We start from the raw sequence: 10,999 nt of genomic DNA, 5'->3' as shown, positions 1-10,999 counted from the left end.
CCCAGCCCGGCCCCCCCCCCCCCCCCGCCGCCGCCGGGGGCCCCCCCCCCGTCGTCGTGTCCCGCCGGATGCCGCCGGCCCGTCTCTTCAGCCGCGGCGCGACAGCAGCGCGAACAGGCGGGCGTTCTGGTCGCGGCGGGTCCAGGCGACCACGGCCAGCAGCACCGCGAAGATCACCGGGGTGGCCGCGTTCTGCCCGTCGAAGAAGGTCAGGGTGAACACGAACGCGCCGGCCATCAGGCCGATCAGTGCCGTCGCCGCCGCACCGGACAGCACGGGGATCACCAGGGCGATCGCCCCGGCCAGCTCCAGGCCGCCGACCGTGTACATGAACCAGTCGCCCCAGCCGATCGTGTCGAAGCCCTCCGCAGCCGACCAGTGGCCGACCAGCTTGGGCCCGGCGCTCGGGATCGCGAAGAACAGGGCGAGGACCCACTGAAGGACGCGGACCGCGATGTCGGCCTTACGACCGAGGCGCTTCGCGGAGGTGGTGGTGGCGGAGGTGGTGGTCTCGGGGGACAGGGCGGTCATCGTGGGCTCCTCGTGTTGGCGTCTCGAGCGCTTTTCACAGAGATAGACAGGACCGGCCGCCCGAACTCATCGCTCCTGGAGGCACTTTCCCGGATTTCCGCAGAGCGTCAGTTTCCCGGGTAGCGGTCGAAGGAATGGACCGGAACCCCGTGCGCGACCTCTCCGTGTTCGAACTGCAGGCTGAAGTCGTCGGCGAGTTCGGCGATCACCGTCCGCCCCTCCGTCAGCATCAGCCACTCGACCGGCAGTTGGACGTCCCCGTACGCCGCGCCGAGCAGGTTTCCGCAGAGCGAGCCGGTCGAGTCGCTGTCGCCGGAGTGGTTGACCGAGAGCAGCAGCGCCTCCGCGACCGAGTCGGTCCGTGCGAGGAAGCAGTACACGGCAATGGCCAGCGCCTCCTCGGCGATCCAGGCCGCGCCCAGCGACTCCACGCGCTCCGCGCTCGGCCTGCCGCGCTCGCCCGCCAGGTCGACGGCGTTGCGGAGCGCCGCGGTGGTCTCCTCGTGCCCGGCGTGCCGCCGCAGCACGTCCATGGCCCGCAGCACCGCCGCCGGCCCGGACTCGCCCTGCAGCAGATAGCCAACGATCGCGGCGAAGGCGCCGGCGGACAGGGAGGCGGTGGGGTGACCGTGGGTGATCCGGGAGGCCGCGGCGGCCAGGGTGAACATCCGGTCCGGGCGCGCGCCGGTCAGTCCGAAGGGCGCGGAGCGCATGACCGTGCCGCAGCCCTTGGACTGCGGGTTCACCGGACCGGGCTCCCCCGGCGGGCCGAAGGGGTCGGGGACGTGGCCTACGGCGAGCCCGGTCAGGCAGGCGTTGCCGGGCGCCCGGCGCGCATACAGCCAGGGCTGGGTGCGCAGCCAGCCGGTGCGGACGGTGTCGTCGCCGCCGCGGGCCGGCGGGGCGGGATAGTTCTGGGTGTCGAGCCACCGCCGGTACGCGCGCTGGACGCAGGCGGTCCCCGCGCCGCCGATGCCCTTGGAGGTGGCGCGGGCGTGCGCCCGGATCAAGCCCTCGGCGGTGAACAGCGTCATCTGCGTATCGTCGGTGACCCGGCCGGTCACGCCCTCCGCATCGGGCACCATGCCGGTGACGCCCTGCTCCCCGTACGTGCGGCGGATGCCGTCCAGGGACAGGAACTCGATCGGGTTGCCGAGCGCGTCACCGATCGCACCACCCAGCAGACAGCCGCGCACCCGGGAGCGGCGCACCGCGGTCCGCTGCCAGTCCGTCCGGTCCCCGGTCGCCGTACCGCCCACGTTCCGCCCCCACATCGATCCGTATCGGTGAACCACGACGGCGCGGGTACAACTCCAGTAGGAGAGGCGAGCATCATGCGTACCGGGAATGAGCCGTCGACCGCGCGCAGTCCTCTGCGGATGCGGCTGCTGCTGAGTCTATGGGGTCTGATCTGGGCGGCCTTCGGCACCGTCGTGTTCGCGCTGCTCGACCGCCCCGGCTGGGCCGCGGCCTGCGGGGTGCTGCTCCTGGTGGTCTGCGTGGACCTGGCGATGATCACGCGGCATCTGCGGCAGGGCCCGCACTACCAGCCGGGCCGCGACATCCCCCCGTACGAGCCGGACCACGGCGGCGACGGACGACGGTGAGGGGCACTGGGGGTGCAGCAGCGGCCGAGGGCGACCGGTGGGCTAAGCGCCGTGGGCGCTCACTCCGCCGCGTCGAAGCCCGCGGCCTCCAGGTACTCGGGCTTGGGGTCGAGCGCGGCGGCCAGCCGGAAGTGCCGGGTGGCCTGCTCGGACCGCCCGGCCCGCTGGAAGGTGCGGGCGAGCGCGAAGTGCGCGAACGCGTTGTCCGGCTCCTGGTCCACGATGTACTGGAACTCGCGCTCCGCCGCCCGTAGTTGCGCGGAGGCGAAGTAGGCGCGGGCCCGCAGCAGGCGCGCCGCGCCGCTCTCGGGATGGGCGGCGATCACGGAATCGAGCAGCTTGATGGCACCGCGCGGATCCCGGGCGTCGAGCAGCTGCTCGGCCGCACGGAAGGCGATGACGTGGGTCTCCGGGGTCTGCTCGGCCACACTGGATCCTTCCCTCGCTCCGGTGGTGCAACGCCGGGCCGGAGAACGGTATTCCGTACGCCGTACGCCGCGCGGGCCCGCCGGCCCGGTGGATCCCTACCCAGCCGGGCGCGACAGGATCCGTCCGGTGCTAGCGGCTTTCCGCGGCCCGCTCGCGCAACTGCTCCCAGACCTTGCGGACCTGGGGTTCCAGCGCCTCCAGGGGACCGTCGTTGTCGATGACCAGATCGGCGACGGCGCGGCGCTGCTCGCGGCCGGCCTGGGCGGCCATCCGGTTGCGGGCCTCGGTCTCGTCCATGCCCCGGAGCCGGACCAGCCGGTCGAGCTGGGTCTCGGGGGCCGCGTCCACGACGACCACGAGGTCGTACAGCGGGGCGAGCCCGTTCTCGGTGAGCAGCGGCACGTCGTGGATCACCACGTCGCCGGGGCCGGCGAGCTGCTCGAGTTCGGCGGACCGGGCTCCGACCAGGGGGTGGACGATGGCGTTGAGGGCTGCGAGCCGGTCGGCGTCGGCGAAGACCAGCGAGCCGAGCCTGGGTCGGTCCAGGGCCCCCTCGGGGGTGAGGACGTCGGCGCCGAACTCCTCGACGATGGCGGCGAGCCCGGGAGTGCCGGGCTCGACGACCTCACGGGCGATCTTGTCGGCGTCGATGAGCACGGCGCCGTACGAGACGAACAGCCGCGACACTTCGCTCTTGCCGGCACCGATTCCACCGGTCAGGCCCACCTTCAGCATGAGCGGCAGCTTAGCCGTGGGCTTGCGGGCCCTACGCCTCGCCCTCCCGCTCCGCGAGGAAGCGTTCGAACTCGCGGCCGAGCTCGTCCGCGGAGGGCAGGTCGACGGGCTCGGCGACCAGGCTGCCACGGCTCTCGGCGCCGGCCATGGCGTCGTACTGGTGCTCAAGGCCCTGGACCAGGGTGGTCAGCTCCTCGTCGCCCTCGCCGATCTGGCGCTCGATCTCGGTCTGGGTGCGCTGTGCCTCGGTGCGCAGGGCGTGCGCCACGCCGGGCAGGACGAGCCCGGTGGCGGCGGTGATCGCCTCGAGCGCGGTCAGCGCGGCGTCCGGGTACGGCGAGCGCGCCACGTAGTGCGGGACGTGGGCGGCGACGCCGAGAGTGTCGTGACCGGACTCCATGAGCCGGAACTCGAGCAGGGACTCGGCGCTGCCCGGGACCTGGGCCTCGTCGAAGGGGCTGCGGTGGCCGGGCATCAGGTCGGTGCGGTTGCCGTGCGGGGTGAGGCCGACCGGGCGGGTGTGCGGCACGCCCATGGGGATGCCGTGGAAGTTCACCGAGAGCCGGACGCCGAGCCGCTCGACGACCTGGCGGACGGCGAGCGCGAAGCGCTCCCATTCGACGTCCGGCTCGGGGCCGGAGAGCAGCAGGAACGGCGCGCCCGTGGCGTCCTGGACGAGGCGGACCTCGATGGCCGGGGTCTCGTAGTCGGTCCAGCGGTCGCGGCGGAAGGTCAGCAGGGGCCGGCGGGCCCGGTAGTCGACGAGCCGGTCGTGGTCGAAACGGGCCACGACCTGGTGCGGCAGGGTGTCGAGGATGCGGTCGACGATCTGCTCGCCCGTCTCGCCCGCGTCGATGTATCCGTCGAAGTGGTAGAGCATGACCAGTCCGGCCGACTCCTGCGCCAGCGCCACGTCGACCACGGCCAGGCCCTTCGGGTCCCACGCGTACAAATCCTGGGGATCAAGCACGATTACCGCTCCTCCTCGTGTCCGTATGTGCCAACGCCGGTCACAGGCGGTGCATTCCCCCGTGGCGTGGTTTCGCCAGGTCGGCCGCAGCGGGCTCGGATCCCGGGACACGACAGAGGCCCGCCCCCCGGACGAACCGGGGGACGGGCCTCTGTACGAGCGGCTAGCTACTGGCTGCTAGCGCAGAGCCTGTTCAGCTCTGGCCGCCGGCCAGCTTCTCGCGCAGCGCGGCGAGGGCCTCGTCCGACGCCAGGGCGCCGGAGTTGTCGTCCGACTCCGAGGAGTAGGAGCCGCCGGTCGGCGCGGCGGCCGGAGCGGCGGCGCCACCCTCGGCAGCAGCGGCCTCGTCGGCCTCGCGGGACTTGATGACCTGGGCCTGGTGCTGCTCGAAGCGCTGCTGCGCCTCGGCGTACTGGGTCTCCCAGGCCTCGCGCTGGGTCTCGTAGCCCTCGAGCCAGTCGTTGGTCTCGGGGTCGAAGCCCTCGGGGTAGATGTAGTTGCCCTGGTCGTCGTAGGACGCGGCCATGCCGTACAGGGTCGGGTCGAACTCGACCGACGCCGGGTCGGCACCGAAGGACTCGTTGGCCTGCTTCAGGGACAGCGAGATCCGGCGACGCTCGAGGTCGATGTCGATGACCTTGACGAAGATCTCGTCGTTGACCTGGACGACCTGCTCCGGGATCTCCACGTGGCGCTCGGCCAGCTCGGAGATGTGGACCAGACCCTCGATGCCCTCGTCCACGCGGACGAACGCACCGAACGGAACCAGCTTGGTGACCTTACCCGGGACGACCTGACCGATCTGGTGGGTCCGGGCGAACTGCTGCCACGGGTCCTCCTGGGTCGCCTTCAGCGACAGGGAGACGCGCTCGCGGTCCATGTCCACGTCGAGAACCTCGACGGTGACCTCCTGGCCGACCTCGACGACCTCGGACGGGTGGTCGATGTGCTTCCAGGACAGCTCGGAGACGTGGACGAGACCGTCGACGCCGCCCAGGTCCACGAAGGCACCGAAGTTGACGATCGAGGAGACGACGCCGGAGCGGACCTGACCCTTCTGCAGGGTGGTGAGGAACGTCTGGCGGACCTCGGACTGGGTCTGCTCGAGCCAGGCACGGCGGGACAGGACCACGTTGTTGCGGTTCTTGTCCAGCTCGATGATCTTCGCCTCGAGCTCCTTGCCCACGTAGGGCTGGAGGTCGCGGACACGGCGCATCTCGACCAGGGAGGCCGGGAGGAAGCCGCGGAGGCCGATGTCGAGGATGAGACCACCCTTGACGACCTCGATGACGGTACCGGTGACGATGCCGTCCTCTTCCTTGATCTTCTCGATGGTGCCCCAGGCGCGCTCGTACTGGGCGCGCTTCTTCGAGAGGATCAGGCGGCCTTCCTTGTCCTCCTTCTGGAGAACCAGGGCCTCGATCTCGTCGCCGACCTTGACGACCTCGTTCGGGTCGACGTCGTGCTTGATCGAGAGCTCGCGGCTCGGGATGACACCTTCGGTCTTGTAACCGATGTCGAGCAGGACCTCGTCCCGGTCGACCTTCACGATGACGCCGTCGACGATGTCGCCGTCGTTGAAGTACTTGATCGTCTCGTCGATCGCGGCGAGGAAGGCTTCCTCGTTACCGATGTCGTTGACCGCAACCTGCGGGGTGGTGGCGGTGGTCTCGGTGCTGCTCGTCATGTGGGAAAGGGCTCCGGTTACGGACAGAAAGTCGTAGGTACTGCTACGCCGAGAGCCCGTATCGCACTGAAGAAGCCAGACAGCCAAGGAAGCGCCTTCCCGGCAACCGGGGGGCGCCTCGAAAACCGAGGGGACTGCAACAGTTGCGAGCGCGGCCTGCTCCGTCTGAGGCGCGCAGGCCCGCAGCGCAACCTTTAGCATACGGGGGCAGCCGGACACGGTCAATGCGCGAAGCGCGCAGCCGGGGCAGTTCACCCCATACCCGGCACAACTCATGACTCCCCAGGCCATACGGCCGCAGGAGCCGGCGCCGCCGGCACTGAAGCGCAAACTACAACGACGGGCGAGATGAACCAAGAGCACGGACCGTACGAGGACGCGGACGCGACCCGCCGTGACGCGGGGGATGCGGAGAGCAGCCGCGCGAGCCGCGGCTGGTGGGACCGGAACGCGGACGAGTACCAGAGCGAGCACGGAGCGTTCCTCGGCGACGACCGGTTCGTCTGGGGACCTGAGGGCCTCGACGAGGCGGAGGCCGGGCTGCTGGGCCCGGCCGGGTCGCTGAAGGGACTGGACGTCCTGGAGATCGGCGCGGGCGCGGCGCAGTGCTCGCGCTGGCTGGCGGCGCAGGGCGCCCGCCCGGTGGCCCTGGACCTCTCGCACCGGCAGCTGCAGCACGCGCTGCGGATCGGCGGCAGCGACGTGCCGGCGGTCCGGCTCGTGGAGGCGGACGCGGGGGCGCTGCCGTTCCGGGACGGCTCCTTCGACCTGGCGTGCTCGGCGTACGGCGCGGTGCCGTTCGTCGCGGACCCGGTGCGGGTGTTCCGCGAGGTGCGCCGGGTGCTGCGGCCGGGCGGTCGCTGGGTGTTCTCGGTGACGCACCCGATCCGCTGGGCGTTCCCCGACGAGCCGGGGCCGGAGGGCCTGAGCATCGCCGCCTCGTACTTCGACCGCACGCCGTACGTGGAGCAGGACGAGTCGGGGCGCGCGGTGTACGTCGAGCACCACCGGACGATCGGTGACCGGGTGCGGGACGTGGTGGCCGGCGGATTCCGGCTGGTGGACCTGGTCGAGCCGGAGTGGCCGGAGTGGAACAGTCAGGAGTGGGGCGGCTGGTCTCCACTGCGGGGGAATCTGATCCCGGGGACGGCGATCTTCGTGTGCGAGCGGATGGACGGCCCCTCGATCGACAGCTAGCCGACAGCTAGTCGTATGAACAGTGCGGGGCTGTGGACGGACGGAGCCGGGCCCTCGCGCGACGTACGAGACTGAGTGCGTGATCCGAAACGACGCACTCGACCGTCTTCCCGTCCGTCATGCCGTCCCCGAGCTGCTGGGCGCGCTCGAGGAGCGCGGCACGGCGGTGCTGTACGCGCCTCCCGGCACCGGCAAGACCACGCTGGTGCCCCTGGCGCTCTCCGGGTTCATAGGGGACGGCCCGGCGCGGCGGGTGCTGGTCGCCGAGCCGCGCCGGATGGCGGTGCGGGCGGCGGCGCGGCGGATGGCCTGGCTGCTGGGCCAGGAGGTCGGCGAGGCGGTCGGTTTCTCGGTGCGCGGCGAGCGGCGGGCCGGTCCGGCGACGCGGGTCGAGGTGGTGACCACGGGCGTCCTGCTGCAGCGGCTGCAGCGCGATCCGGAGCTGTCGGGCGTGGACGTGGTGCTGCTCGACGAGTGCCACGAGCGGCATCTGGACGCGGACACCGCGATGGCCTTCCTGGTGGACGTGCGGGCGACGCTGCGGCCGGAGCTGAAGCTGATCGCGGCCTCGGCGACGAGCGACGCGGAGGCGTGGGCGCAGCTGCTGACGGTGCTGGACGGCAGCGGGCCGGCGCCGATCGTGTGGGCGAAGGGCGAGGGGCACGGCTACGGGGTGCGGTTCGCCGCGCCGCCCGCCGGGATCCGGCCGGCGCACGGCACATGGGTGGATCCGGCGCTGCTGCGGCATGTGGCGGCGACGGTGCGGCTGGCGATGGAGCAGTACCGGGGGGACGTGCTCTGTTTCCTGCCGGGTACGGGCGAGATCGCGCGGACGGCGGGGCTGCTCGCGGACCTGGACGCGGAGGTGCTCCAGCTGCACGGGCGCGCGCCCGCCGCGGTGCAGGACGCGGTGCTGCGGGGCTCCGAGCCGGGTGGGCGGCGGCGGGTGGTGCTGTCGACGTCGGTGGCCGAGTCCAGCCTGACGGTGCCGGGGGTACGGATCGTGGTGGACTCCGGGCTCGCCCGGGAGCCGCGCATGGACCACGCGCGGGGGCTGGGCTCGCTGGCGACGGTGTCGGTGTCGGTCGCGGGGGCGACACAGCGGGCCGGCCGTTCGGGGCGTGAGGCGCCCGGGGTGGTGTACCGGTGCTGGGCGGAGGCGCAGGACGGCGCCCGGGCCCGCTTCCCCTCCCCCGAGATCAAGGTTGCCGATCTGGCGGACTTCGCGCTGCGAGCGGCCTGCTGGGGTGAACCGGCGGCCGCGGGGCTGGCGCTTCTGGACGCGCCTCCGGCGGGGGCGCTGGCGGCGGCGCGGTCCGTGCTGTCGGCGATCGGTGCGGTGGACGGGGAGGGGAGGGCCACGGAGCGGGGCGTGCGGATGTCGCGGCTCGGCCTGCATCCCCGCCTGGGCCGGGCCCTGCTCGACAGCGCTCCCGAGGTCGGGGCGCGGCGGGCGGCCGAGGTGGTGGCGCTGCTGAGCGAGGAGCCGCCGCGGGAGTACGGGGACGACATGGTGGCGGCCTGGCGGGAGGCGCGTCGGGGCGGCGACGGGTACGGCGCGCGCTGGAAGGCGGAGGCGCGGCGGCTGGAGCGGGCGCTGGGCGAGGCGGGCGGAGGGGCCGGTACGCGGCGGATCGTCGGCGACGACGAGGCGGCCGGGCTGGTGACGGCGCTGGCGTTCCCGGAGCGGGTGGCGGCTCGCCGGGAGCAGGGCGGGTATCTGATGGTGTCCGGTGGGGCGGCGGAGCCGACCGAGGGGTCGCGGCTGCGGGACGCCCCGTGGCTGGCGGTGGCGGTGGCGGACCGGACCGCGCGGAGCACGACCGCGCGGGTGCGGCTGGCGGCGGTGCTCGACGAGGCCGCGGCGAGGGCGGCGGCGGGCCGGCTGCTGACGTCGGGCGAGGAGGTGCACTGGGAGGACGGCGACGTGGTCGCCCGGTCCGTGGAGCGGCTGGGGGCCGTGGAGCTGACGGTGCGGCCGCTGCGGGCGGACGCCGATGCCGGGCTCGTCCGTCGGGCGCTGCTGGAGGGGCTGGAGCGTGAGGGGCTGGGCCTGCTCGCCTGGAGCCGGGAGGCGACGGAGCTGCGGCAGCGGCTGGCGTTCCTGCACCGGGAGGTCGGCGGGGCGTGGCCGGACGTGTCGGACGCGGCGCTGCTGGCGCGGGTGGACGACTGGCTGGAGCCGGAGCTGTCGCGGGCCCGGCGGCGGGCGGACCTGGGGCGGATAGCGGCGGGCGAGGCGCTGCGGCGGCTGCTGCCGTGGGCGTCGGGCGAGGCGACCCGGCTGGACGAGCTGGCACCGGAGCGGATCGAGGTGCCGAGCGGCTCGCGGATACGGGTGGACTACGCGGGCGAGCGGCCGGTGCTGGCGGTGAAGCTGCAGGAGCTGTTCGGGCTGGAGGAGACACCGCGGGTGGCGGGGGTGCCGGTGCTGGTGCACCTGCTCTCCCCCGCCGGGCGGCCGGCGGCGGTGACGTCGGACCTGGCGTCGTTCTGGAAGGACGGGTACCGCGCGGTGCGGGCGGAGCTGCGCGGGCGCTATCCGAAGCACCCGTGGCCACAGGACCCGGCGACGGCCACGGCGACCCGGTACACCAACGCGCGGCTCAGGAGGGAGTGACGGCGGGTCGGCGGCTTCTGGCCTCCAGCCAGAGGGCCAGGGCGAACAGGAGCAGCGCCAGGACGGTGAAGCTCCACGGCAGATAGGAGACGAGCATGAGCACCATCAGTCGGTTGGACTTCACCAGCTCCACGGTGGCGTCGAGATAGTCCTCGCGGATCTTCACATGTCCGGAGAAGGCGGTCACCTTGGGCTTGCCCATCAGCTTGTCGGCGTTGCGCATCTCCTCCGTGTGGATCTCCTCGCCGTTGACGGGGGCTCCGGTGACGGGCTCGACCCAGAACATCCGCTTCGTGGTGTACCAGCGGGTCATGCCGGTGCTCTCGACGAGCTCCGGGGTGATGCCCTTGACCGGCATCTTCTTCGGCATCGGGACCTTGGTCCAGGGGATGGTCTGCTCGAAGTAGTAGACCTCCAGGCCGCGGAAGTCGCGGGTGCCCTTGTAGTGGATGGGGGCGGAGGTGCGGGCCTGGGCGTCGAAGTACTGGTAGTCCCGCTTCTCGGTGAGGAAGGGGAACTTGAACTCGATGCCCTGGCGGCGCACGGGGTCTCCGTCGACCATCTCGCCGGTGGCGTTGACGGGGTCCTGGGTGTGGGCGTCGAAGATGTACCGCTCGGGGATCTGGGAGACCATCTTCCCGTCCGGGCCCATCACGTGGGAGAGCGCGTCCCAGACGACGACGTCGCGGCCGGCGTCGCGCTCGATCCGCTGTGACTCCGCCACGTTGCCCTTGAGGGTCTGCACGACGGTGATCTTCTCGACCTGCTCGGCCTTGAGCGTGGAGTAGTTGAGCAGGGTCGCTGGCTTCGCCTCCAGGACCATCTCCTGGTACTGGTTCGAGGGGATCTTGGCGAGCTTCGGGAAGGCGTACCAGCGCAGGGTGGGGGCCATCGCGACGAAGAAGACGGCGAGGGCGAGGAGGACGAGGCTGGCGCGGCGGCGCATGGGGGCTCCCCTACTTCTTGGGGCCGGGGTCGGCGGTGAGCAGGGGTCTGGGCGAGGTGGGGCCCTCGGGTGGCAGCTCGACGACGGCGACGAGCAGCACGAAGAGGAGGACAGGGGCCAGTCCGATGGCGGCGGCTGCGAGGGCGCGCAAGTCGGCCTCCCGGTGCTCGATCTGATGCGGCGTCAGGTGGGCTGGGGCACCGTAGCAACGCAGCCGCGAGATGAGAACAGCAAGCGCCCCTCCGTCCGGTGCGGACGGAGGGGCGCGAGAGAAACG

11 protein-coding genes are annotated in these 10,999 nt (G+C 72.3%); 3 read left to right on the top strand and 8 right to left on the bottom strand.

The genetic code is table 11. From position 1 onward, the window contains the following. Positions 1-87 precede the first annotated feature (87 nt). Positions 88-531 carry a DoxX family protein gene (locus tag ACGFMM_RS16915; protein ID WP_393647102.1) on the bottom strand — a complete coding sequence of 148 codons (444 nt, stop codon included), beginning with the start codon at positions 529-531 and terminating at the stop codon, positions 88-90. 107 nt (positions 532-638) lie between these two features. Beyond that, on the bottom strand, positions 639-1,805 hold the full coding sequence (locus tag ACGFMM_RS16910; protein WP_393647270.1) for an ADP-ribosylglycohydrolase family protein: 1,167 nt from the start codon (positions 1,803-1,805) through the stop codon (positions 639-641). A 60-nt stretch (positions 1,806-1,865) separates the two neighbouring features. Here ACGFMM_RS16910 and ACGFMM_RS16905 point away from each other — a divergent pair, with 60 nt between their 5' ends. Continuing rightward, complete coding sequence (locus tag ACGFMM_RS16905; RefSeq protein WP_393647101.1) at positions 1,866-2,138, top strand: DUF6343 family protein; 273 nt, start codon at positions 1,866-1,868, stop codon at positions 2,136-2,138. A 59-nt stretch (positions 2,139-2,197) separates the two neighbouring features. On the opposite strand, the gene ACGFMM_RS16900 is transcribed toward ACGFMM_RS16905, so the two are convergent. From ACGFMM_RS16900 to rpsA, 4 genes are all read right to left on the bottom strand, one after another. Further along, a complete protein-coding gene (locus ACGFMM_RS16900) occupies positions 2,198-2,566 on the bottom strand; it encodes a tetratricopeptide repeat protein (RefSeq protein ID WP_393647100.1) in 369 nt (122 codons plus the stop codon). A gap of 130 nt (positions 2,567-2,696) precedes the next feature. Further along, positions 2,697-3,302 (bottom strand): dephospho-CoA kinase, encoded by a 606-nt coding sequence (gene coaE, locus ACGFMM_RS16895; protein ID WP_393647099.1) that lies wholly within the window; start codon positions 3,300-3,302, stop codon positions 2,697-2,699. Between the two features lie 31 nt (positions 3,303-3,333). Next, the gene (locus ACGFMM_RS16890) at positions 3,334-4,272 is read right to left on the bottom strand and encodes a PAC2 family protein (protein WP_393647098.1); all 939 of its coding nucleotides are present in this window, start codon (positions 4,270-4,272) and stop codon (positions 3,334-3,336) included. 193 nt (positions 4,273-4,465) lie between these two features. Continuing rightward, positions 4,466-5,959, bottom strand: a complete 1,494-nt coding sequence (rpsA, locus tag ACGFMM_RS16885; protein WP_018848670.1) for a 30S ribosomal protein S1 — start codon at positions 5,957-5,959, stop codon at positions 4,466-4,468. 348 nt (positions 5,960-6,307) lie between these two features. Between rpsA and ACGFMM_RS16880 the strand changes: the two genes are divergently transcribed. Both ACGFMM_RS16880 and hrpB read left to right on the top strand, forming a co-directional pair. Beyond that, the gene (locus ACGFMM_RS16880; protein ID WP_393647097.1) at positions 6,308-7,156 is read left to right on the top strand and encodes a class I SAM-dependent methyltransferase; all 849 of its coding nucleotides are present in this window, start codon (positions 6,308-6,310) and stop codon (positions 7,154-7,156) included. A gap of 79 nt (positions 7,157-7,235) precedes the next feature. Continuing rightward, entirely contained in the window at positions 7,236-9,776 is a 2,541-nt protein-coding gene (gene hrpB, locus ACGFMM_RS16875) for an ATP-dependent helicase HrpB (protein WP_393647096.1), read from the top strand. Here the strand turns inward: hrpB and ACGFMM_RS16870 are convergent. After that, positions 9,763-10,722 (bottom strand): DUF3068 domain-containing protein, encoded by a 960-nt coding sequence (locus ACGFMM_RS16870; protein WP_393647095.1) that lies wholly within the window; start codon positions 10,720-10,722, stop codon positions 9,763-9,765. The two genes, hrpB and ACGFMM_RS16870, sit on opposite strands and share 14 nt — an antisense overlap. A 10-nt stretch (positions 10,723-10,732) precedes the next feature. After that, a complete protein-coding gene (locus ACGFMM_RS16865) occupies positions 10,733-10,873 on the bottom strand; it encodes an SPW_0924 family protein (RefSeq protein WP_393647094.1) in 141 nt (46 codons plus the stop codon). Positions 10,874-10,999 lie beyond the last annotated feature (126 nt).

It is taken from the genome of Streptomyces sp. NPDC048604 (assembly GCF_043199435.1).
Lineage (GTDB): Bacteria > Actinomycetota > Actinomycetes > Streptomycetales > Streptomycetaceae > Streptomyces.
This window is presented reverse-complemented; position numbering and strand designations above follow the sequence as displayed.

Excerpts from the sequence above, each read along its gene's own strand:
- ACGFMM_RS16915 (WP_393647102.1), bottom strand. The coding sequence starts at position 531 with ATGACCGCCCTGTCCCCCGAGACCACCACCTCCGCCACCACCACCTCC.
- ACGFMM_RS16910 (WP_393647270.1), bottom strand. The coding sequence starts at position 1,805 with ATGTGGGGGCGGAACGTGGGCGGTACGGCGACCGGGGACCGGACGGAC.
- ACGFMM_RS16905 (WP_393647101.1), top strand. The coding sequence starts at position 1,866 with ATGCGTACCGGGAATGAGCCGTCGACCGCGCGCAGTCCTCTGCGGATG.
- coaE (WP_393647099.1), bottom strand. The coding sequence starts at position 3,302 with ATGCTGAAGGTGGGCCTGACCGGTGGAATCGGTGCCGGCAAGAGCGAA.
- rpsA (WP_018848670.1), bottom strand. The coding sequence starts at position 5,959 with ATGACGAGCAGCACCGAGACCACCGCCACCACCCCGCAGGTTGCGGTC.
- ACGFMM_RS16880 (WP_393647097.1), top strand. The coding sequence starts at position 6,308 with ATGAACCAAGAGCACGGACCGTACGAGGACGCGGACGCGACCCGCCGT.
- ACGFMM_RS16870 (WP_393647095.1), bottom strand. The coding sequence starts at position 10,722 with ATGCGCCGCCGCGCCAGCCTCGTCCTCCTCGCCCTCGCCGTCTTCTTC.